Genomic DNA, 22021 nt, shown 5'->3' with positions numbered 1-22021 from the left:
ATTAATGAGGAAAGTAAAACGATTGTCTATAACCGCAAAATGATGGAAATTGAATCAATGGAACGCTCAGATGTATTATATAAAAGTCCTTTAGAGGTATTTGCATTTGAAGAAAATAAAAATAGTACTCTTATAGAGGCATTAAAATTTGGAAAAACAAAGAAAAATATAAAACAAACGTATTTTAACAATAAAGGACAAGAAATTACAACGATTAACGATACTTTCCCTATAATAGAAAATGGAAAAATTAAAGGCGCTATTGAAATATCAAAAGAAATTAGTAACTTAAAACAAACGATAAAAATAAGTCCTTCTCGAAAACAAAGCACTAAATTTACCTTTGATCACATAATTGGTGATTCTGAAGCCATTCAATCAATCATTACAGAAGGAAAAAGAGTAATTCGTACATCTTCCTCCATACTTCTCGTAGGGGAAACAGGCACTGGTAAAGAACTATTTGCACAAAGCATCCATAATGAAAGTCAGCGTTCAACCAAACCCTTTATTTCACAAAACTGTGCCGCTATACCTGATACCTTAATGGAAAGCCTACTATTTGGCACAAATCGAGGTGCCTTTACAGGAGCAATAGATAAATCAGGCTTATTCGAAGAAGCGAACGGAGGAACTTTGTTATTAGATGAAATCAACTCATTAAGTCCAGCACTTCAAGCGAAGTTACTACGAGCTATACAAGAAAAAACAATACGAAGAATCGGAGGCACACACGAAAAAGAAATTGATGTTCGTATTATAGCAACTATCAATGAAGATCCTTTCGAAGCCATCGCACATAATCGATTAAGAGAAGACTTATATTATCGATTAAGCGTCGTTACTTTATGTCTTCCGCCTTTACGTGAAAGAAAAGAAGATATTCCAGATCTTGTTCAGCACTTTATTGAAAAATATAATACTCAATTTGGGCTCAATGTAACCGATGTAGATGTAAATGTAAGAGAATTTTTCTATGCATACGATTGGCCTGGAAACGTACGGGAGTTGGAACATATAATTGAAGGTTCCATGAACTTGATAGAAGATGAAACCATCATTACAGCGTTTCATATGCCTACTCGCTTTCGTGAACGAATAAAAACAGAATTCAATATGCAACATGCACTAACTAATCACAATACTGATGCACCTAAAACTTTAAAACACACAATAGAAAAAATGGAAAAGAACTACATTAACCAAATTCTTAAAGAACATCATGGCAACATCTCACAAGCTGCAAAATTTTTAGGATTAAGTAGGCAAAACTTACAATATCGAATTAAAAAACTGCATTTACACATATGAAATAAACATGTCTCCAAGTGCAAAAAATAACTTGGTAAAATATGTTACAATAAACATATAACATGCTAGAAAGGGCTATATATATGAGTAATGATAAAAAATTAAAGTTATTACACTACTTATACCTTCTCCCTGCTGTTCTATGTATAATGTTATTCATTAATGGTGATATGAGTAGCTTTCCTTATGCAAAGCTATTAGGAACAATTAGCGGCTCCTTTGCAGCTATTATGCTTGCTGCTTTTTGGAATTTGAAGCTACGTATAAAAAACGAGAAATCTTCGTAATACAAAAAAAATCGAGCTACTTAGCCCGATTTTTTTATTTGCCATTAAAACTCAACATTCTCTAAATACAACCCACTTGCCTCAGCAAGACAATTAATTTGATTGCGCTGCTTTTCCTCTAAAATGTTTGGAATTGCTTCAGCGTCTAATTGTCCTAATCCAACTTCAATTAATGCCCCGACAATTTTTCTTACCATATTATGAAGGAAGCCGTTACCACTTACTCTAATTTGTACAAACCCTGCCTCTTCCATCACATCAAGTGTATATACTTCTCGAACCATAGATTTTTTCTTTGATTTCGCATTTGAAAAAGCAGTAAAGTCATGTGAACCAACTAAATGTTTCGCAGCTGCTTTCATGCTTTTCACATTTAATTTTTTATTCACATGCATGCTGTATTTACGCATAAATGGATTTGTATGCTCTTCATTCCAAATTTTATACAGATATGTTTTTGCTTTAGAATTGTAACGAGCATGGAAACGATCATGTACTTCTTCCACATTCGTAATGCTAATATCATTAGGTAAATATTGATTTAAATATTTTTTCACTTTATGTTCCACTAACTTCTCATCACTTTGAAAGTTAGCAACTTGATTCAAAGCATGTACACCAGCGTCTGTTCTACTACAACCGATAATTTCAATTTCTTTTCCGACCATTTCAGATATGACACTTTCGATTTTTCCTTGAATTGTATTATCGTTATTACCGAGACGTTGCCATCCTTTAAAACGTGCGCCATCGTACTGAATTGTTAATTTATAATTATGCATAATATTCTCCTTCATAGAAAATATTCCCTCATACCATGAGGGAATATTAATAAACTTTACTTTCTAACAAGCTTCACTACATTTTCTACGTGAGCTGTATGCGGGAACATATCAACTGGTTGCACATACTCCACTTCATAGCTCTTCATTAATGCTTGTACATCACGTGCTAATGAAGAAGGATTACAAGACACGTACACAACTTGTTTCGGCTTCACTTTTAAAATTGTTTCCAGTAATTTATCATCGCAACCTGTACGTGGTGGGTCGACAACAATTACATCTGGACGCCATCCTTCTTTTACCCATTTCGGTAACCATTGTTCAGCTTTACCTGCTTCATATTTCGTATTTGTAAATCCGTGACGCTTTGCATTTTTTCTTGCATCTGCAATCGCTTCTGGAATTACATCCATACCACGTACTTCCGCTGCATCATTTGCAAGCCAAAGACCGATTGTACCAACGCCACAATACGCATCTACAATTTTCTCATCGCCTGTTAACGCAGCGGCTTTTTTTGCTTCATTATATAAAACAACGGTTTGCTCTGGATTCAACTGGAAGAACGCACGTGCTGATAATTCAAATGATAAATCACCAAGTGTTTCTTGAATTACTTCTTTTCCAGCTAATTTAAATGTTTTGTCGCCAAAAATAACAGATGTTTTACGCCAGTTTACATTTTGCATAATTGATTTAACCGCTGGCATCTGTTTTTGTACTTCTGCAATAAATTGTTCTTTATTTGGTAATTCTTCTTTTGTTGTAATAAGTGTAACTTGTACTTCACCTGTTTGAACTGCAGTACGTGTTACAATTGTGCGTACTAAACCTTTTTGTTTTTTCTCATTGTAAATAGAAACATTTAATTTTTCTAAAATACGTCTTACAACTTTTGTCGCTTCATTCGTTGCTTTATGTTGAATCATACAGTGAGCGATATCAATTAACTGATGTGAGTTTTGTTTATATAGCCCTGTAATAACCTTTTCGTCTTTACGCCCCACTTGTAATTGACTCTTATTACGATAATGCCATGGATTTTCCATGCCAAGCGTTGGACGAATTTTCTCTTCCATACTATTTTTCATGTACTTCTCAAATGCTTGTACAACGATATCACGCTTTTGATTCAATTGTTCTTTATAATCTAAATGTTGCAGCTGACAACCGCCACACTCCTCATATACTGGACACGGTGCTTTCACACGATGCGGTGAAGCTTTACGAACTTTTTTCACTTTCGCTTCAGCGAAGCCACGCTGAATTTTCGTTGTTTCTGCAACAACTTCTTCTCCTGGTAATGCCCCTGGAATGAAAACAACTTGTCTCTTAAAATAACCAACGCCTTCTCCGTTAATCCCAAGACGTTTAATTGTCACAGGAAACGTTTGACCAACTTCCAACTTACTCTCATGTTGCTTTTGTATCATTATTACACCTCTACTCTATACTTTTCCATAAATATAACGCTGCATAACTGCAGTATGGTTCACACTCTTGTTTCAATTTTTCTAAAAATGCATCATCAGGTTTATCATCTAATTGAAATATACCTTGCACTGCACGCTGAATCCCAATGTCCGCTTTTGGGAACATATTTTTCCGTCCAAGCCCAAACATTAAAAAGTTTTGCACTGTCCATGCACCAATTCCCCTAATTGGCAACAATTGTGCTGAAATGTCTTCTTCCGTCCCATTTTCTATACTCGCTAAATTTAATGTACCACTGACAATACTTCGACCTAATCCTACTATATATTCAGCCTTTCGCTGACTAAACTTCTGCTCTCTCAATTCTTCTATTGAAATATTTGCTACTATTTCCGGAGTGGGGAAAAAGAATACACCGTTCTTCTCTGTTCCATACCGTTTCACAAATTGTTCTGTTAACACAGTAGCAAATTTCAAATTTATTTGTTGGTGAATGATACAGCGAAGCAGACAAGCAAAATAATCAAATTCTAAAATAATTGGAGTATAAGCATATGTTTCAAATAGTGGACGTAATGATGTGTTTAAAAAATGATTTTGTATATCTTGAAACGGTTCATTCCAATGAAAAATGGCTCTCATTCGTTTCATGACTTTCTCTGGATCTCCTGTCTGACTAGAAATCCAAAACTGTGGATTTTGAACAGTACCAATCCCTTGTAAGCGAACAACAACCTGTTCCTCGTCGATACAAAGCGGGATATAAATAACTTTCTCATCTAATTGAATGACGTTAAGAGGATCAAAAGATAAACGTTTTAATACTTCTTCAAAATGATACGGATACTCTAACGTAACATGCTCGCTCCACATACGTTTCCCCATCCTTTTTACACATCATTATAACATGAGAAAACCGTAAGCATACATGCTTACGGTTGATTGCCTTTTACTAAGTCATCTAGACTTTTAAAATGATACCCTTTCTCGCGCAAATCATCAATGATTTTTGCAAGTGCTTCTGCATTATCTTTTGATATTGCATGAAGTAATAAAATAGATCCTGGATGAATCATCGTCATAACATTATTATGCGCATATTGCCATCCTCTTTGCTGATCCACTTTCCAATCCAAAAATGCAAGTGACCAAAATACATTATAATAGCCCATTTCTTTCGTAAGAGCTAACGTTCTTTCACTAAATACACCGCGCGGAGGACGTACATATTTCACTTCTTTTTGCCCAGTTACTTTTTTAATTTCTTCTGTTACACTCGTTAATTCTTCACGAAGTTTCTCATCATTTACCGCTGTAAAATCAGGATGACTCCAAGAATGGTTTCCAATAATGTGTCCTTCATCCTTCATTCTTAACAATAAATCTTTTTGTGTTTTAATGTAATGTCCCGTTACAAAGAAAGTTGCTGGTACTTTTTTCTCTTTTAATACATCTAATATTTTCCCTGTGTATCCATTCTCATATCCATTATCAAATGTTAAATAAATATCTTTTTTCTTCGTATCTCCTAAATAAAACCCGCCATTTTTTTGTAGTAAATCTGTATATAACTTTCCTGCATCTGGTACTGTTTCATTTTTAGGACGCGGGATTCCCCAGTTATGTGGAGTATTTGTATAAGCCAGTGCTGAAACTGGAACAAGTGCCATCATAATTGAAAAAATGAGACCGATATATAACCATTTATATTTCATAAATAGTCTCCTTTCCATATATAATCGTACTTGTAGTTTCTGTTGCAACGCATTCTTTCATGCTGAACATGTTTTTCTATATATACCAAAAAAATGCATCTCGAATCATTCGAGATGCATTTTTTATTTACTTAAATACTGGCTCTTTAAAGCTAGCTAATTTTTCAAGTGATGTTTTATCAACATCTGCATGTAAGCTATTACCATGAGAGTCCATCGTTACAACTGCTTTAAACCCGTCGATACGTAAATGCCACATTGCTTCTGGAATACCAAATTGTAAGAAATCAACATCTTTCACTTCTTTAATACATTCAGCATAATATTGCGCTGCACCACCGATTGCGTTTAAATATACACCGCCATGTTCTTCTAAAGCCGCTAATGTTTTCGCACCCATACCGCCTTTTCCAATGACAGCGCGAATACCGAATTTCTTCATAATATCGCCTTGGTACGGTTCTTCACGAATACTTGTCGTTGGACCTGCCGCTTTAATTTGCCAATTGTCATTTTCATCTTTCACAACAACTGGACCACAGTGGTAAATAATTTGTCCATTTAAATCTACTGGACAATCATTATCCATTAAATGCTTATGGATTGCGTCACGACCTGTATACATCATGCCATTAATTGTTACAACATCACCAACGCGAAGTTCACGAATTTGCTCTTCTGTAATTGGTGCTTCTAATACAATCTCACGTTGCTCTGTTTTTTCTTGTACTTCATGCTGAAGTGTATCTTCCCCTTCTTGATATAGCCAATCCATAATATCTCCTGTTTCAGGATGGATTTTCACACCAAGGCGACGATATGCCCAGCAATTATACGCAACAGATACATAGAAACTAGCTGGCAAACGATTATAGATGCCAATTTTACAACCAAGTAAAGTTGTTTCTCCGCCAAATCCCATCGTACCAATGCCAAGTTTGTTCGCATTTTCTAATACGTACTCTTCAAGATGTTGTAACTCTGGTACTGGATTGACATCATCTAATGTACGGAATAATTGATTTTTTGCTAATTCATAACCTGATGTGCGGTCTCCCCCGATACCAACACCAATTACACCAGCGCTACATCCTTGCCCTTGTGCTTGATATACTGCATGAAGAAGGCATTTACGAATCCCTTCTAAATCACGGCCAGCTCGTCCAAGTCCTTCTAGTTCACACGGTAAGCTATATTGAATATTTTTATTCTCACAGCCACCACCTTTTAGGATTAAACGTGCATCAATATAATCTTTTTCCCATTGTTCAAACTTAATCACCGGTGTACCTGGTCCTAAATTATTTCCACTATTATCTCCAAAAAGAGAATCAACAGAATTGGGACGAAGTTTACCATCTTTTGTCGCCCGCTCAAGCGCATTATAGATAGCTTCCTTCAACTTTAATTGATTCACACCAACTGGTGTATAAATTTTAAACGTTGGCATCCCTGTATCTTGGCAAATCGGCGAGATGTTATCATCAGCCATTTTAATATTATTTGTAATTGTGCCAAGTGCCATCGCAGAACGAGTCCCTGCATTTTCTCGCTCTTTCGCTTGTTGAATCGCACGACGAACATCTTTCGGTAAGTTCGTTGACGTTTCAACAATTAGTTGATACATGCTTTCTTGAAGCTTTTCCATTGTTACTTCCCCCTCAATTGTGAACGCTACCAAAACGTTATGAGCTGAAAATTCAATTGTTATGCTCTTTAACTATTTATTTCACACTATTAGAGCATAAATGAAATTTTTCACAACTTGATTATACCTCTTTTTCTATCGTCCTTCTATTACCCGAACAGAAAAAGGCTACCAAATTGGAATTGGTAGCCTTTTTAATATATTATTCGTCTTTTTTAAATTGCTCACATTTTAATTCTAATTCATCTAACATTGCAAGAAGACGATCTACATCTTCTAATTCTACTTCTTCGGGTTCAATTGTATCAATTACTTCAATGAACATATTTAAACGTTCTTTTAAATATACTAATTGTGTATCTTTATCTTGAATTGCTTTTCCCATGAAGGCACTCTCCTTTTAATTCGAGTTGCTTTTATTATACCGCAAAAACGATTGCTATGGGCATGAAATTTCATCAATTTTGTCACAGTCATCCACTATAATGTAAGCCCTCTCTCTTTTCATGCTAAAAAGTTTCACTTTATAAAAAGCACATATTCTTCTATTATAGAGAATGGACAAATTGTTATTTCAATAGTCAAAGGAGTATTTCATATGACGATATCACAAAAAATGAAGCCGATTACTCCTTCTTACGATCCATGGGAAGCGTATATGGACCTTGAAGAGTACGGCAAACTACTATTAACAAATGTTGAATTTACAACGACGACGTTATGCAATATGCGCTGTGAGCATTGCGCTGTTGGTTACACGTTACAGCCGAAAGACCCAAATCCGCTTCCGATGGATCTTTTATTAAAACGATTAGATGAGATTCCTCATTTACGTTCTTTAAGTATTACTGGCGGAGAACCTATGCTGTCAAAAAAATCCGTCGACAACTATGTAACACCACTCTTAAAATACGCCCATGAACGAGGCGTTCGCACTCAAATCAACTCTAACTTAACTATAGATTTAGCACGTTACGAACAAATTATTCCTTATTTAGACGTATTGCATATCTCTCATAACTGGGGAACAATCGATGACTTCGTTGAAGGCGGATTTGCAATGATGGAGCGTAAGCCTACTTACGAACAACGTGCAAAATTATTCGAAAGAATGATTACAAATAGTAAGGCTCTATCAGATGCAGGTGTACTTGTATCTGCCGAAACAATGTTAAACAAAAGAACTCTACCACATATTGAACATATTCACCGCCAAATCGTCGAAGAGATGGGCTGTAAACGCCATGAAGTTCATCCAATGTATCCAAGTGACTTCGCGAGTAATCTAGAGATTTTAACAAAAGCTGAAATTCGTGATGCGATTGAGCATTTACTAGAAATTCGCGATGAAAATGTATGGATGTTATTTGGAACTTTACCTTTCTATGCTTGTAGCGATGACGAGCGAGACATTGCCACATTTAAAAAGTTACAAGAGAGCAAAAATGTAACTGTTCGTAACGATCCAGATGGTCGTTCACGCTTAAATGTAAATATTTTTGATGGCAATATTATCGTTACTGATTTTGGTGATGTTCCACTTCTAGGAAACATACAAACAAACACATTACAAGAAGCTTATGAAAAATGGAGCGCTTCAAAAACAGCAAAATCATTAAGCTGTCACTGTCCTGCAGTAAAATGTCTTGGACCAAATGTTCTTGTAAAAAACAGCTACTATCCGACAGAAGATTTCTTATCAAAAACAGCAAACATTACATTATAAAAAAACGTCAGCTTATAAGCTGACGTTTTTTCATGTTATTGCGAGTGGGAAGAAGAAATGAATTTAAAATACAAATGATCATGAATTGGAATAGCAGCTCCAATTCCTTGAGAAGTAATATTTTTCACAACAAGTCTTTTTTGATTTCCCTTTAATACAAGATACACTTCTCCAAATGTTACTTTTCCTTTTTCATTTACTGCTGGTGTATAAGCGTATAAATATCCGAGTTGACTCGGACTAATATTATACACACGCTCATGTCCAGTACCATAACCAATGGTCGTTTTAAACGAAAGGGGGAATTGTACTTTTTCAAGTGCTTTGAGAAGCATCATTTTTTTCACATCTGCAGCATCTTTCATATCTGCTGTTAAATCGCCTTCAACCGTCTTTTGTGTTTCTTGCTTATAGCGAAGTGGATATAGGCGATCTCCTCCACGATTATCGTAAACATTGCGATTTACTTGTTTATATTCCCAATTAACCGATGTATCAATCGATTCATAATGTAAAGCCCATTGCCCTAAATAAATCTTTGCTCGGTACCCTACCGCAAGCGGCGCATTCGAAATTGTCGTTTCATTAAACATTCGAATTAAGTCCGGATTTTCAATTTTAATATTTGCTGTTTTTAATAATTCTTGAGCAAACTTACTCGGCTGTAAACGCGGTAAATCTTGCGCATCATTTGGAAATGTATTGTCTTTAGAAATATTTAAAACAGATGAAGGCATTTTTGTTCCTACTGTTGTCTTTGCAAAACTCATGTTAGGAAATAATAAAATAAACGAGACCATAGTTGAAAGACATATGCTGTATACTCGTTTCACCTGTCTGGCTCCTTCCTATGTAGGTATATATACTACTTCGTTTATTGTTTTCTCTGAGCGCAATTGTTATGCCTATTTTTCATAATAAATAAAAACCAATTCCCATAATGACATACGCCGCTAGTAAAGTGCCACCTTCAAACCAGTTTGTATCTCCATCATTTGAAATCGCAATCGTTAAGAAAACAGCTGTAATCATAGACACAAGTTCTGGTATGGTAAATACTAAAGGCATCCTTTGCGCGAAAAACATAGATAGCAATACTAATACAGGAGCAACAAACATGGCGATTTGTAATGTAGAGCCTATTGCAATTTCGACTGCAATATTTACTTTATTTTTATAAGCCATAATAATTGCAGACGCATGTTCCGCTGCATTCCCAACAATTGCAACGATAATAACCCCTATAAATAACTCTGACCAGCCAAATGACTTTGCAACAGTTTCAAAAGTATGTACGAGTGCCTCTGACACATAAGCTACTGCCAGTGTTGCTATCGCTAAAATAAGGAGCGCCTTCCCTTTTGACCACTCTGGCTCTTCTTCATGCGCTACTTCGTCACTTTTATGTTGATATACACCACGGTGCGTAACTAACTTAAATAGTAATGCAGCAAGGTACATGATAATCATAATAATAGAAACACCTATACTTAATTGATACGTCTTGCCAGCGTCCATCTTCATTGAAAAGATCTCTGGAATAACAAAGGCCACAACAACAGCAAATATTAATAAAGCTGAATTATGCCTTGCATCATATACATTAAAACTTTGTCTTTTGTATTTAAGACCTCCAACAAAGAAAGATAACCCTCCTACCAATAATAAATTTCCAAGTACAGAACCGGTTAAAGAAGCTAACACCACTTCAATTAACCCTGCTTGAAGTGCAAAAATTGAAATGATAAGTTCAACAGCATTACCGAAAGTAGCATTTAATAATCCGCCTATTCTAGGACCAGAAACAATTGCTAGACTCTCTGTTGCTCTCCCCATAAAACCAGCTAATGCGATAATCGTAATACAATACACAGCGAACATAATTGTTTCTGGCCAATGAAGTGTTTTTCCAAGTACAGATAGTGGTACACCTATAAGCGCTACTATAAGAAATATTTTATTAAACATGCTTTTCATCCTTCCATCGTATGTATTTCTCCTCAATATTATTATTATTCTTCTCCTAACTTGTCCGATTTCATCACAATTACGTTTAAAAAATCGGATTGAAGAAAACAGTATGAAAGATATTTAAATTATCTTGTTTAAACAGACAGAATTATAAATTGTGAAAAGGGGTTAAAATTATGCACTTAAAAGAAAAAATCGCAACTATTATTCAAGGTCAACGTACTGGTGTATTATCTACAGTACGAAATGAGAAACCTCATAGCGCCTTTATGATGTTTTTCCATGAAGATTTTGTACTATATGTTGCAACAGATCGACAATCAAAAAAGATAACAGATATTGAACAAAATCCTAATGTCCATGTACTACTCGGACGAGAAGGAAAAAAATTAGATGAAGATTATATTGAAGTTGAAGGGTTAGCTTCAATCGAGGAAGACTCAACATTAAAAAACAAGTTTTGGAATAATAGCTTAAAACGTTGGTTACTCGGTCCTGAAGACCCTAATTACGTATTGATCAAAATCAATCCCGACACAATTTATTACATTGATGGTGCGGGTACGACGGAGCCTGAGTTTTTACGACTATAAAATAAAACAAGCCCCCCCTTAGGTGGGCTTGTTTTGTCGAAAAGTTCTTTTAAAAAAAATAATAAAATAGGTGGAACTTTCCAAAGATTCTGTTATATAATAGCAGTAACTTAAATAAACTGTATTAAAACAGATTGAGAGGAGAAATAAAATTGATGAAGAGAGAAGAACGCAAAAATATGATTGAGTTTATTGAAAAGAAAAAAGGGATTGAGCGTGACGAATTATTGTTTATGACAGACGATGAAGTAGAACATATTTATAATGTAACGTACTTTTTATATGAGGAAATTGCAGAGTAGTATAATAATCCCCACCTTATTAAAAATATAAGGTGGGGATTATTTCGTTATTTAGCCCACTATTTACAGGCAGTAAAACTCCCACCTTAAAATTCAGGTGGAGCAAGAAGTTAAGTTGAAGTCGCGCTTTCTATAAAGCTCAATTGCTTCAACTTTATACATGAGAATCATTTTCATGTATAATACTGTAAGATTGGAGGAATTTTACTATGAGTTCGTGGCTCTTATTTGCACTATTATCAGCAATTGCTGCTGCCCTTGTATCTATTTTTGGAAAGTTTGGTTTAGACGGCATCGATGCAAACGTTGCAACAACAATTCGATCTATTATTATGGCATTATTTATGATAGGCGTTATTATCATACAAGGTAAATTTCAAAATATCGGCGACGTACTGCTAAATAAAAAAGCACTGCTATTTATCACATTAAGTGGGGTTGCAGGTGCTTCGTCATGGCTATTTTATTTTCTTGCCCTCAAAACAGGAAAGGTTTCACAAGTAGCTCCTGTCGATAAATTAAGCGTCGTATTTTCTATCATTCTCGCTATGATTATCCTCGGTGAAAAGTTAAACTTTATGACCGGTGTTGGTGTAGTCTTTATTACAGCTGGTGTATTATTTATTGCTTTCAGCTAAAAAACCGCTATTAGCGGTTTTTCTTTTTCTTTATGTACAACCATACAACACATGTAACAACTGCTGAAATTAATAAAATCCATATTCCATAATGATGTAAACTATACTCAACGAAGCGCCACTTCTCGCCTAACTTCCAGCCAAGCCCAATAAAAACACTTATCCAAATGAGCGCACCACCGTAAGCGTACAAACAAAAACGCCAAAGTGTCAAATTTGATACCCCAGCAAAATATGCCGTTAAATGACGTACTCCCGGTATAAAATAACCAATCATTAAAAGAAATGGCCCATATTTTTCAAATAAAATATGTGTTTTTTCAATGTGATGTTCTTTAATTCTAATTTTCGGCCCATATTTCTTTAAAACAGGGAGCCCAAGTTTTAAACCTAATATGTAGCTTAACGTGATCCCTAACATCGCACCAGCCATCCCACTTAAAAAAGCAGCAGTTCCTGACATAACTCCTTTTGAAACATTATAACCAACAAAGGTCAATAAAAACTCGTCTGGTATCGGTAATCCGACAATCCCACCAGCCAAAGCTATAACAATTCCAAAATAGCCATAATGCGCGATTAACTCGCCAATATGTTGTTCCATTCGGAAGACACATCCTATGCACGATCGTTATTCCACATTGTACCCTTTCTATCTTTAAGGCAAACATGGTATACATATTGACTATACATTGTTTTTATAATGAACTCTACTTCTATTCTTTCCTTTAACAAAGATAAAGTGAAACTTTAATCAGTGGGAGTTTTGTTCATCCTCTACTAATTATTAACCTATGCCAATCTTGCTTCTACAGACATCCCGACTCCCACATAACTTACTTACATTCAACAATTTTGAGATTAGATTCTTACTGCCCGCAAATAACCCGATAAAAAATAAAAATTCATATGCGTGTTTTTTTGTTACAATAAAGGAAAGTTACTTTTCGCAACGGTTTAACTCTCAAGAAAAATGATATATCTAGCAAAAACATAGTTTGGTCTATATAATGCAACTTCTACCTATTAAAAGAACATACACCCTTTTACATACGACATCATTTTTCTAAATTATACAGGGGGGAACGAACATGACCATTGAAAATCAATTTATTCAAAAAGTTTACTATAAAACATTTTTAACAGAAGAAACTTCTACTCCTGCATCCGAAGTACTCGGTGAAGCATATATAAATGAATCTAAAAATGAATTCTCCAACATTTCTAATATTCGATTTGCTCAAGGTGAATTTTATTATCAAAATAAAGATTTTGAAGCAGCTATATTTAAATGGGAAAAAGTAAATAATGCTCTTGCACTTTGGGCGACAAAAAATATTGCAGATGCTTATTTTGAACTAGGATTCTTACCAAAGGCAGAAGAAATTTATCAATCTATTCAAACGGAAGATACAACTCTTACGATGGAGGTTTCCTTACAACTTCTTTCTCTTTATATCGAACAAGATCGTTTAGGACTCGCTTTTAAGACGATTAGTGAAGCTGTTGCATTCCAACCGGATTATCCAAATATTACTGCAATTGCACGTTCTTTCTATGAAAAACAAGAAGATTGGAACAACGCTATCGAACTAGCTGTTCAAGAAGGTATTCGGACACAATCTTTACACTGGTTTGATACGTTAATAAATTACATAAACAAAGGATTTACAAAAAATATTAAGCCTGAATATTTCTATGAGTCTTTAAAAGCTCTATATGCTGTTGATCAAGCTCAATTTAAAGAGCTTGTTATTGCTCTTTGGAATAGCTATCAACATGAATCCTTATACCTTCCTTGGATTCAAAGTATTAATCATTTATTCTTGCATATTGAAACAGACAATAATGACGATTGGAATGAAATTTCTACTCGCTATCAAGAAACATACTTTGCATTAATTACCGGAAATCATTTTATGCATGAATTAAACGGACTTGTACCAAATTTATTAACAAATTGGTTTAGTTTAACGAAAGCAAAAGATTCTCTAGTTGTCTCTGCAGCAGTGTTAGCATGGAATGAAGTCTCACCTACAACTTTAGAATCATTACTCGTAAAAAGTGCTGGATCCTTACTTTCTAATACATCAGCTGAAGCAGATGTAAATATGGAAACAGTTTCTCATTTATTCGAAACAATCGCTGTATGGGCTGAGAAAAATGATGTAGATTTAAGTCATCAATTTACGCTACTAGTCCATGAACTATGTGATTTAAATGTCACACCACTACTAATAGCTGGAACTAGTGACCATGATAAAACATCATTTGTTAATTCAATATTGGGAGAGAACATCTTAACTGAAACTTTAACAACTCCTATTCTATTTAAAGACGCTAGTCAAACTGAAATAACAGAATTTACCGAGTTAGATATACGAAATATCCCTAACCTTGATGAATTCCATCAAATAACGGCTACATCTGCTCAGTCAGAACTTGAGAAAAAATGTATAGAAATTAAGCTACCAAGTAGGTTTTTAAGAAAAAATAAGTTTACATTTCTTCTTACACCATCCATTCAAGAGCAATTGGATAAAAACAATGCATACTTTGAATACTTACAAGCAGCAGATAGTCTTGTTTACGTATTAAATTCTTCTTCACCATTGCATAGTAAAGAAATTGATACATTAATTTATTTACGTGAACAAGTACCAAACTTACAAATTCACTTCGTATTACACACAAATAATACGACTACTAATGAAAAACTAATTAGTAAACTTAAAGTACATTTTCCAGATGCACAATTCTTCCCATACTCTCCTTCGCAAGAGAGTAGCCAGCAACTTGGAGATGTAACAGAATCTATTCTCTCTAATCTTGCAAAACGCGATATAGAAAAAGAACGTATAGAAAAGCTAATATGGTTTACACAAAAGACAATTGCTTATCTCATAAATGAACGTGTGGAATTAGAAAATACATTAGTAAAATCCGTACGCTGGAATAAACACATCTCAGTGAAACTTACTGGATTTATTAATAACCTTACTGCTCTTGAAAAAGATAAAATTCGCTCTATTACCGAATCCTATCTTTTAACGAAAGAAGAAATTACACGAGATATACATTCTCAAATTCCTGAATTATTACAGAGTTGCTCTGATCTTGTTCAAGAAGATAGTGATTTCAAACTAGTTCATGAAGAATTAAATGCTGCAATGAATGAACGTGTTCAAAAGCATGTACAACAGGTACTTCTTCCTAAATTTACTGGGTCTATTCAAGAATGGATTGAAACAGCACATAATGAATTTATTCAAGCTCAAGCTTATTTAGATGAAATGAGTGAAACGTTTAATAAATTATATAAAGAAGAACGTATGAAACTTCCTTGCGATTTCAAATTATTAGATGATTGGAATCGAGATGTTGCACGAATGACAAATCGAATTACAGTAACGAACATCAATATTTTATTACGCTTTACACCGACACAGTTTTTCTTAAAAAGTGCCGGAAAATTATTTGGTAATATGCAAAAAAACCAATCTATGCTCGCCAACAAATATAAACAATATATTGAAACAGAAGACTATACAGAAATTGCTCACACAATTTCCAAACAATTCTTCCTTCAATTTGAAGTATTTGAAGGTGCATTAGAACGTGATATCATGATGTTCTTCAAAGATCCACTTAATATATTGAAACAAAATGTAGATGCAGCTCAACTTGAGATACAGGAAGACGAGCAAACATTAGCGACGCTAAGAAGCAATCCAGAAACATATCATGATCCTTTGGCGTTATTTAAACTACAATTACTACAACATAAATTTGTTTTAAGTACTACAAAGAAACATGAAGATATCTTTGTATCAAACGAATCTCCTATTGTTTAACAAAAAAACCAAGCAAACTAAAATTTGCTTGGTTTTTTTTACTTTATTATTTTCATATGTTCAAACGGATAATAAATGCCTGCTAACTTTCCTAACACATCTTCTCTATCAATAAAACCTAAACCATTTCTACTATCTTTACTTATTAAGCGATTATCTCCCATAACAAAAATCTTATTTTCAGGAACTGTAATCGGTCCAAAGTCCTCTGTTAAATTCATAAGTTTTTTTTCTGCTTGTTTTTTATTACTATCCAAATACTCTTCATCTTTCACTTCAGAATTTACATATAATTGATCATTTCTCATCTCAATTATATCTCCAGGCAATCCAATCACTCTTTTGACATAAAAATTATCTGTTTTCACAACAATAATATCTTCTCTCCCATAGCTTTCAAATTGTTTTGCTAACTTATTAACAATCACCTTATCTCCATCTTGCAACGTTGGCCTCATAGATGCTCCTTTTACAGTCGTCGGAAAAAACACAAAAATTTTCGCCAAAAACACCAATAAACATGCAATTGCAATAGTTCCAAAGAATTCACGCCAACGTTTTTTCTTTTGCATCATTTCACCAACTCATCATCTTTTTACTTTTATTATAAATAATACGACCGATGATTTTCTACAAAATTCCGAATTATAAAATTATAATATTAGAAATTTTATAATAAAAATACTGATCAAATTAACAAGCAAAAAAGATACTCTCAAAATAGTCTATCCACTATTTTTGAGAGTATCTTTTTATAATCCCACATATATAATACACATTTGAGCAGCTACATATGTAAACCAAATCCAAAGTGGCTCATACTTCAATTTACGCCCTCCGATATCTGTCACGCCAATAATGAAATCAGAAATTACAAACAGTAAGCCACCAAACGCTGGTATCCACCATATCCCTGTATTTTCATAATATAAGGCGAATGCAAAGCAAGCCATTCCTCCAACCCACAATCCGTAAATTAGAGCTCCTATCGTAAACAACTTATCCTGCTTATCATTTCGGATAAAGAAGAACCATCCTACAATTAGAAAGAGCCCATATACGAGTAAGCCAATCCAAAAACCATTCCATGAAATTCCTGTTTGCAAAAATGCTTTTACATAAAAACAATGAGCAAGAGCGAAAGTAACCATCCCTCCAATTAATCGATGACCAATTGGAATCAGCCCAGCCATAAACAAATCTCCCACAGTCGATAAAGTCATACCAAGTGCAACCCACGTACTATACTCTACAGATGGATCTTGTAACCATATGCAAATTGCACTACCTGTTAAAGAAAAACTAAGAATAAGACGAATTGCTAAAGGTAACGGCATATTATCTTTCGTTCTTTTTGTCTGCCCCATTGCATAAATTGCACCAATAAAAAAAAGAAATATTTGCCCAATTAACACCACGTAAAGTAGATTCATAATATTTTCTCCTCAATAAATGCTTTTTGTATCTTTTTTCGTTACACTTAGTCTATTATCCTTTTTCTATAAAAAAAGAAGAACAGTACTGTTCTTCCATTGTAATCGCTTTTCTGCTCTCTATGCTACTTGTTTTTCTTGCTCCATTTTTTGCTTAGCTGGTGTCCTATTTACCACAATGATTCCCGCGGCTACACATGCTAAACCGAGTAGCACAAATGAATGAATTGCTTCACCTAAAATCATGCTCGATAATAACACACCAAATACGGGTATAAAGAACATATACATAGATACTTTTCCAACCTTGTTATACTTCATAATTGTATTCCAAATGCAAAAACCAGCTGCAGATAAGAAAGATAAATAAATTAGCATAAGTAGTGCATGTAGACTAAATGTAAATGGCATGACTCCAACTTGTAAAGCCCCTATACATAATAATCCTGTAGAACCAAAAATCATTTGGTATGCTGTCATATAACCAATATCTAATGTTTTACTACCTTCTTTTGCTAATATGTTTCCATATGAATACAGCATTGCTGCACTAAGAAGTAATAAGCTTCCGATCCCAAAATGAAATGATAAGCTACCATCACTCGGCACATTTACTAAAATGACGCCACAAAAACCAATAGATACCCCAATTAATTTTCTCATATTGAGAGCATCATCTTTATATAAAAAATGGGCGAGTAAAATTTGAAAGAATGATGATGTTCCTGAAATGATAGCTCCTTCAATTCCTGAACTATAACTCATTCCAATGTAAAAACAGATATATTGAAGAAACGTTTGGAATAAACCAATTTGTATTAACTGTTTCCCTGTTCCTTTTTTGAAGCTCATATCTTTTCCTAACACTTTAAAGAATAATAAGAGCATGACTCCAGATAAAAAGAAACGATAACCGGCAAATAATATTTGCTCTCCAACTTCTTGTGGTTGAATTCCAAGTTCAACATAACTTAATTTAATAAAAGGAAATGCGCTTCCCCATAAAAAAGTTGCTACTATTGCAGCAATAAATACGCCAATCGGATGGGTAAAAATTTTCTCTGTCTTCACTTGTTGTCTTCCTTTCCGATCTTTTTATGAACAATATTCATATATACCAGAGGAGTTGCGAAAACACAAGTTTTCCGTTTATACTTGAAACAAAACCGTACCATCTCATAAAAACATATGATATACTATAGAATAATTACAACATAAGAACTATTAAAAACAGATTCAACAGAAATGCTGCTATCCATTATGGATGGCAGCTTTCGTCGTTTTATAGGGGTTTCGATTTTGATTATTTTTCTCAATAAGAATGCGGAAGGAGCGGGTAGTAATGAACTCAGAAGTAAAAACGTTACAGTCAAAAGAACCAATTTCTCATCCCTCTTTATGGGACACATTAAAAAAACATTATGAACTTGTATTTGCAGTAGCATCTGGTATTTTTATTTTAGTTGGCTGGTTATTCACAAAGAACGATGTAATGAATGTAGGTATTACTTGCTATATCCTTGCTTATATAGTTGGTGGATATGCAAAAGCGAAAGAAGGCATTGAAGATACGATTGAAGAAAAAGAGCTAAATGTTGAAATGCTAATGCTCTTTGCAGCTATTGGTGCTGCAATTATTGGCTACTGGGCAGAAGGGGCTATCTTAATCTTTATCTTCGCGCTCAGCGGTGCTATGGAATCTTATACATTAAGTAAGAGCCAAAAAGAAATTTCCGCTCTTCTTGACTTACAACCCGAAGAAGCATTACGCATTTCCAACGGAACTGAGGAACGTGTTCCTGTTGGAGAGTTACAAATTAACGACATTATTTTAATTAAACCAGGTGAACGTGTTCCTGCTGACGGTACGATTCATAACGGTGAAACAAATATCGATGAAGCAGCAATCACGGGAGAACCTATTCCAAATGAGAAAAGACATGGCGATGAAGTATTTGCAGGTACTGTAAATTTACGTGGTGCTATCGAAATTAAAATTACGAAGCCGAGCGATCAAACATTATTCCAAAAGATTATCCGTCTCGTCCAAAGTGCACAAAGTGAAAAATCACCATCACAACTATTCATCGAAAAGTTTGAAGGAACATACGTAAAAGGTGTACTACTCGTTGTTGCGCTTATGATGTTCGTTCCTCATTTCTTACTTGACTGGAGCTGGAATGAAACGTTTTATCGCGCTATGATCTTACTTGTAGTCGCATCTCCTTGTGCACTCGTTGCTGCCATTACACCAGCAACGTTATCTGCAATTTCTAACGGAGCAAGAAATGGAATTCTCTTTAAAGGTGGCATACATTTAGAACGCCTCGCTTCAGTAAGAGCAATCGCCTTTGATAAAACAGGTACATTAACGGAAGGTAAACCTACCGTAACAGATGTATATGTTCGAGAAAATATAACAGAAAAAGAAGTACTTTCTATTACAGCATCCATTGAAAGTCACTCTACACATCCTTTGGCTGAATCTATTGTTAAATATGCACAACATGCGTACGACATTACATTAAAAAAACCTGAAAAGGTTGAAGATGTAACTGGTTTTGGGCTAAAAGGAATATTCGAAAACAACGCTTATAAAATAGGTAAAGCTGATTTTATCGGTGAAGAAACAAAAACATTTCATAATGGTATTTCTGCCTCACTTGAAAAGGAAGGTAAAACTGTCGTTTATATTAGTGATGAGGGAGGCATTCTTGGACTTATCGCTTTAAAAGATACGCTTCGCCAAGAAACAATAGCTGCTATTCGTGAATTACAAAGCATTGGTGTCGAAGCAATTATGATTACTGGAGATAATGAAGAAACGGCAAAAGCAATTGCCTCTGAAAGTAATATAAAGGAATATTACGCATCATGTTTACCAGAAACAAAAGTTGAAACGATTAAAAAGTTAAAAGAAAAATACGGTACAGTAGCAATGGTCGGAGACGGTATAAATGATGCACCTGCACTAGCTACTGCTAGCATTGGTGTCGCAATGGGAGAAGGAACAGATGTAGCTTTAGAAACTGCGGATGTTGTACTGATGAAGAACGAACTATCTCGTCTTTCCCAAGCAATTCGTTTATCAAAACGAATGAACCGTATTGTGAAGCAAAACGTAATCTTTTCGCTAGCCGTTATTGCCATGCTAATTTGTTCAAACTTCTTGCAATTTTTAGCTCTTCCATTCGGTGTTATTGGCCATGAAGGAAGTACGATTCTTGTCATTTTGAATGGCTTACGATTATTAAAAGGCAGCAAATAAAACGGGTCCCTCATAGAGGACCCGTTTTTTTTAATGATAGCTATTATGACCGTTCGCACTGCTACTCGTTTTATGCTTTGGATGCGAACTGCTCTTTTGTTTATTATTACTTTTATTGTTATGGTTCTTTTTATTATTACTCATGAAATATCCCCCCTGTTCCTTTTTATTATGGAACAAGAGCTCATTATTCATTACGGGAATTATTGTCACCGGTTCTATAATGGTGGAGTAAACCATTAATTTCACCGCCAAGTAAAATTACCCATCCAGTTAAGTAAAACCATAACATTAAAATAATGATACCACCGAGACCACCATATGTATTGGCGTAATTCGCGAACTTATCTACATAATAAGCAAATGAGTACGATACCACAATCCATCCTACAGTAGCAAATAACGCCCCTGAAATAACTTCTCTTCTTTTTAACTTTCGATCTGGGGCAAATGTATATAAGAAACTAAACAAAGCAAATAGCACGAAGAAACTCGCTACTAATCGTGTAATGCTCCACACGAAAGAAAAACTATCTGATAAACCGAGTGCTTTAAACACTGCTGCTCCAATAACTTGTCCGAATACCGGAACAATTAACGCAAAGACAATCATAAAAATAATGGCTAATGTAAACACAATTGATAACGCTCTTGTTGTAATAAAAGAACGTGTTTCCTTCACGTCATAAGCGCGGTTAAAAGCATTCATAACCGCAGTAACACCATTTGAGGCAAACCATAACATGGATAATAAACCAAATGATAATAAACCACCATTTTGCTGGTTTACAACTTTATCTACATTTACCTCAATTAAGTTCATTGCATCATCTGGTACATAAACCTCTAATAAACTAAGCACATCCTCTGTTTGAATGGGAATAAATCCAAGAAGCGTAATTAAGAAAACGAGCCCAGGAAAAATTGCAAGCAAGAAGAAATAAGCGAGCTGTGCTGCCAAGCCCGCTACATCATCGCGCATCGTCCGGTCATATAAATCTTTACCAAACGAATAAGTACGATTTCTTCTCACCTTTTCTAAAATTTTTCTCATAT

General features: G+C 34.7%; 21 protein-coding genes. 8 read left to right on the top strand and 13 right to left on the bottom strand.

Annotation, left to right across the window (positions count from 1 at the left end; translation table 11 throughout):
- Window positions 1-1311, top strand: a 1311-nt coding sequence (locus tag GBN78_RS05100; protein ID WP_152127024.1) for a sigma-54 interaction domain-containing protein, incomplete at its 5' end; no start/stop codon positions are given.
- Window positions 1312-1394: 83 nt separating this feature from the next.
- On the top strand, window positions 1395-1598 hold the full coding sequence (locus GBN78_RS05095; RefSeq protein ID WP_000063854.1) for a hypothetical protein: 204 nt from the start codon (window positions 1395-1397) through the stop codon (window positions 1596-1598).
- Window positions 1599-1642: 44 nt separating this feature from the next.
- Here the strand turns inward: GBN78_RS05095 and truA are convergent, their stop codons facing one another.
- From truA to GBN78_RS05065, 6 genes are all read right to left on the bottom strand, one after another.
- The gene (truA, locus tag GBN78_RS05090) at window positions 1643-2380 is read right to left on the bottom strand and encodes a tRNA pseudouridine(38-40) synthase TruA (RefSeq protein ID WP_000553118.1); all 738 of its coding nucleotides are present in this window, start codon (window positions 2378-2380) and stop codon (window positions 1643-1645) included.
- A gap of 56 nt (window positions 2381-2436) precedes the next feature.
- Complete coding sequence (gene rlmD / locus GBN78_RS05085) at window positions 2437-3816, bottom strand: 23S rRNA (uracil(1939)-C(5))-methyltransferase RlmD (RefSeq protein WP_000615200.1); 1380 nt, start codon at window positions 3814-3816, stop codon at window positions 2437-2439.
- 10 nt (window positions 3817-3826) lie between these two features.
- Entirely contained in the window at window positions 3827-4690 is an 864-nt protein-coding gene (locus tag GBN78_RS05080) for a DNA-3-methyladenine glycosylase family protein (RefSeq protein ID WP_000269421.1), read from the bottom strand.
- A gap of 59 nt (window positions 4691-4749) precedes the next feature.
- A complete protein-coding gene (pdaA, locus tag GBN78_RS05075; protein ID WP_000875956.1) occupies window positions 4750-5532 on the bottom strand; it encodes a delta-lactam-biosynthetic de-N-acetylase in 783 nt (260 codons plus the stop codon).
- A 127-nt stretch (window positions 5533-5659) separates the two neighbouring features.
- Complete coding sequence (gene fumA, locus GBN78_RS05070; protein WP_000413518.1) at window positions 5660-7180, bottom strand: class I fumarate hydratase; 1521 nt, start codon at window positions 7178-7180, stop codon at window positions 5660-5662.
- 202 nt (window positions 7181-7382) lie between these two features.
- A complete protein-coding gene (locus GBN78_RS05065) occupies window positions 7383-7565 on the bottom strand; it encodes an SE1561 family protein (protein ID WP_000513558.1) in 183 nt (60 codons plus the stop codon).
- A 213-nt stretch (window positions 7566-7778) separates the two neighbouring features.
- On the opposite strand from GBN78_RS05065, the gene yfkAB reads away from it, so the two are divergent.
- Window positions 7779-8906: a radical SAM/CxCxxxxC motif protein YfkAB gene (gene yfkAB / locus GBN78_RS05060; RefSeq protein WP_000156023.1), complete on the top strand. Its 1128-nt coding sequence runs from the start codon at window positions 7779-7781 to the stop codon at window positions 8904-8906.
- Window positions 8907-8941: 35 nt separating this feature from the next.
- Here the strand turns inward: yfkAB and GBN78_RS05055 are convergent, their stop codons facing one another.
- On the bottom strand, window positions 8942-9739 hold the full coding sequence (locus GBN78_RS05055) for a YfkD famly protein (RefSeq protein WP_001986305.1): 798 nt from the start codon (window positions 9737-9739) through the stop codon (window positions 8942-8944).
- Window positions 9740-9818: 79 nt separating this feature from the next.
- Window positions 9819-10874 carry a calcium/proton exchanger gene (cax, locus tag GBN78_RS05050; RefSeq protein ID WP_000482133.1) on the bottom strand — a complete coding sequence of 352 codons (1056 nt, stop codon included), beginning with the start codon at window positions 10872-10874 and terminating at the stop codon, window positions 9819-9821.
- 179 nt (window positions 10875-11053) lie between these two features.
- On the opposite strand from cax, the gene GBN78_RS05045 reads away from it, so the two are divergent.
- The 3 genes from GBN78_RS05045 to GBN78_RS05035 all read left to right on the top strand — a co-directional run bounded on the left by GBN78_RS05045 (window position 11054) and on the right by GBN78_RS05035 (window position 12410).
- Window positions 11054-11470, top strand: coding sequence for a pyridoxamine 5'-phosphate oxidase family protein (locus GBN78_RS05045; protein ID WP_000550220.1), 417 nt, complete (start codon window positions 11054-11056; stop codon window positions 11468-11470).
- 155 nt (window positions 11471-11625) lie between these two features.
- The gene (locus tag GBN78_RS05040) at window positions 11626-11772 is read left to right on the top strand and encodes a BH0509 family protein (RefSeq protein ID WP_000817786.1); all 147 of its coding nucleotides are present in this window, start codon (window positions 11626-11628) and stop codon (window positions 11770-11772) included.
- 209 nt (window positions 11773-11981) lie between these two features.
- Window positions 11982-12410, top strand: a complete 429-nt coding sequence (locus GBN78_RS05035; RefSeq protein ID WP_000100296.1) for an EamA family transporter — start codon at window positions 11982-11984, stop codon at window positions 12408-12410.
- Window positions 12411-12420: 10 nt separating this feature from the next.
- On the opposite strand, the gene GBN78_RS05030 is transcribed toward GBN78_RS05035, so the two are convergent.
- Complete coding sequence (locus tag GBN78_RS05030; RefSeq protein WP_000434878.1) at window positions 12421-13014, bottom strand: DedA family protein; 594 nt, start codon at window positions 13012-13014, stop codon at window positions 12421-12423.
- 487 nt (window positions 13015-13501) lie between these two features.
- Here GBN78_RS05030 and GBN78_RS05025 point away from each other — a divergent pair, with 487 nt between their 5' ends.
- On the top strand, window positions 13502-16264 hold the full coding sequence (locus GBN78_RS05025; protein ID WP_048568172.1) for a tetratricopeptide repeat protein: 2763 nt from the start codon (window positions 13502-13504) through the stop codon (window positions 16262-16264).
- A gap of 38 nt (window positions 16265-16302) precedes the next feature.
- On the opposite strand, the gene lepB is transcribed toward GBN78_RS05025, so the two are convergent.
- The 3 genes from lepB to GBN78_RS05010 all read right to left on the bottom strand — a co-directional run bounded on the left by lepB (window position 16303) and on the right by GBN78_RS05010 (window position 18768).
- Window positions 16303-16839, bottom strand: a complete 537-nt coding sequence (gene lepB / locus GBN78_RS05020) for a signal peptidase I (RefSeq protein ID WP_000983307.1) — start codon at window positions 16837-16839, stop codon at window positions 16303-16305.
- 177 nt (window positions 16840-17016) lie between these two features.
- Window positions 17017-17697 (bottom strand): lysoplasmalogenase, encoded by a 681-nt coding sequence (locus tag GBN78_RS05015; RefSeq protein ID WP_001051070.1) that lies wholly within the window; start codon window positions 17695-17697, stop codon window positions 17017-17019.
- Window positions 17698-17817: 120 nt separating this feature from the next.
- A complete protein-coding gene (locus GBN78_RS05010) occupies window positions 17818-18768 on the bottom strand; it encodes a DMT family transporter (RefSeq protein WP_000845729.1) in 951 nt (316 codons plus the stop codon).
- Window positions 18769-19039: 271 nt separating this feature from the next.
- On the opposite strand from GBN78_RS05010, the gene GBN78_RS05005 reads away from it, so the two are divergent.
- Window positions 19040-20965, top strand: coding sequence for a heavy metal translocating P-type ATPase (locus tag GBN78_RS05005; protein WP_098292883.1), 1926 nt, complete (start codon window positions 19040-19042; stop codon window positions 20963-20965).
- Window positions 20966-21152: 187 nt separating this feature from the next.
- Here the strand turns inward: GBN78_RS05005 and GBN78_RS05000 are convergent, their stop codons facing one another.
- Window positions 21153-22019 (bottom strand): YihY/virulence factor BrkB family protein, encoded by an 867-nt coding sequence (locus GBN78_RS05000; RefSeq protein WP_152127022.1) that lies wholly within the window; start codon window positions 22017-22019, stop codon window positions 21153-21155.
- Window positions 22020-22021: the final 2 nt, after the last annotated feature.

It is taken from the genome of Bacillus sp. B2-WWTP-C-10-Post-4 (genome assembly GCF_009183805.1).
Taxonomy (GTDB): Bacteria; Bacillota; Bacilli; order Bacillales; family Bacillaceae_G; genus Bacillus_A; species Bacillus_A cereus.
The sequence above is the reverse complement of the archived record's forward strand: the minus strand, read 5'-3'. Positions and strand labels throughout refer to the sequence as shown.

What these genes read in the sequence shown, in the direction of transcription:
- GBN78_RS05015 (WP_001051070.1), bottom strand. Translation starts at nt 17,697, where the DNA reads ATGAATCTACTTTACGTGGTGTTAATTGGGCAAATATTTCTTTTTTTT.
- GBN78_RS05000 (WP_152127022.1), bottom strand. Translation starts at nt 22,019, where the DNA reads ATGAGAAAAATTTTAGAAAAGGTGAGAAGAAATCGTACTTATTCGTTT.
- lepB (WP_000983307.1), bottom strand. Translation starts at nt 16,839, where the DNA reads ATGATGCAAAAGAAAAAACGTTGGCGTGAATTCTTTGGAACTATTGCA.
- GBN78_RS05005 (WP_098292883.1), top strand. Translation starts at nt 19,040, where the DNA reads ATGAACTCAGAAGTAAAAACGTTACAGTCAAAAGAACCAATTTCTCAT.
- GBN78_RS05035 (WP_000100296.1), top strand. Translation starts at nt 11,982, where the DNA reads ATGAGTTCGTGGCTCTTATTTGCACTATTATCAGCAATTGCTGCTGCC.
- cax (WP_000482133.1), bottom strand. Translation starts at nt 10,874, where the DNA reads ATGTTTAATAAAATATTTCTTATAGTAGCGCTTATAGGTGTACCACTA.
- rlmD (WP_000615200.1), bottom strand. Translation starts at nt 3,816, where the DNA reads ATGATACAAAAGCAACATGAGAGTAAGTTGGAAGTTGGTCAAACGTTT.
- fumA (WP_000413518.1), bottom strand. Translation starts at nt 7,180, where the DNA reads ATGGAAAAGCTTCAAGAAAGCATGTATCAACTAATTGTTGAAACGTCA.
- GBN78_RS05095 (WP_000063854.1), top strand. Translation starts at nt 1,395, where the DNA reads ATGAGTAATGATAAAAAATTAAAGTTATTACACTACTTATACCTTCTC.
- GBN78_RS05040 (WP_000817786.1), top strand. Translation starts at nt 11,626, where the DNA reads ATGAAGAGAGAAGAACGCAAAAATATGATTGAGTTTATTGAAAAGAAA.
- yfkAB (WP_000156023.1), top strand. Translation starts at nt 7,779, where the DNA reads ATGACGATATCACAAAAAATGAAGCCGATTACTCCTTCTTACGATCCA.
- GBN78_RS05030 (WP_000434878.1), bottom strand. Translation starts at nt 13,014, where the DNA reads ATGGAACAACATATTGGCGAGTTAATCGCGCATTATGGCTATTTTGGA.
- truA (WP_000553118.1), bottom strand. Translation starts at nt 2,380, where the DNA reads ATGCATAATTATAAATTAACAATTCAGTACGATGGCGCACGTTTTAAA.
- GBN78_RS05045 (WP_000550220.1), top strand. Translation starts at nt 11,054, where the DNA reads ATGCACTTAAAAGAAAAAATCGCAACTATTATTCAAGGTCAACGTACT.
- GBN78_RS05080 (WP_000269421.1), bottom strand. Translation starts at nt 4,690, where the DNA reads ATGTGGAGCGAGCATGTTACGTTAGAGTATCCGTATCATTTTGAAGAA.
- GBN78_RS05025 (WP_048568172.1), top strand. Translation starts at nt 13,502, where the DNA reads ATGACCATTGAAAATCAATTTATTCAAAAAGTTTACTATAAAACATTT.
- pdaA (WP_000875956.1), bottom strand. Translation starts at nt 5,532, where the DNA reads ATGAAATATAAATGGTTATATATCGGTCTCATTTTTTCAATTATGATG.
- GBN78_RS05065 (WP_000513558.1), bottom strand. Translation starts at nt 7,565, where the DNA reads ATGGGAAAAGCAATTCAAGATAAAGATACACAATTAGTATATTTAAAA.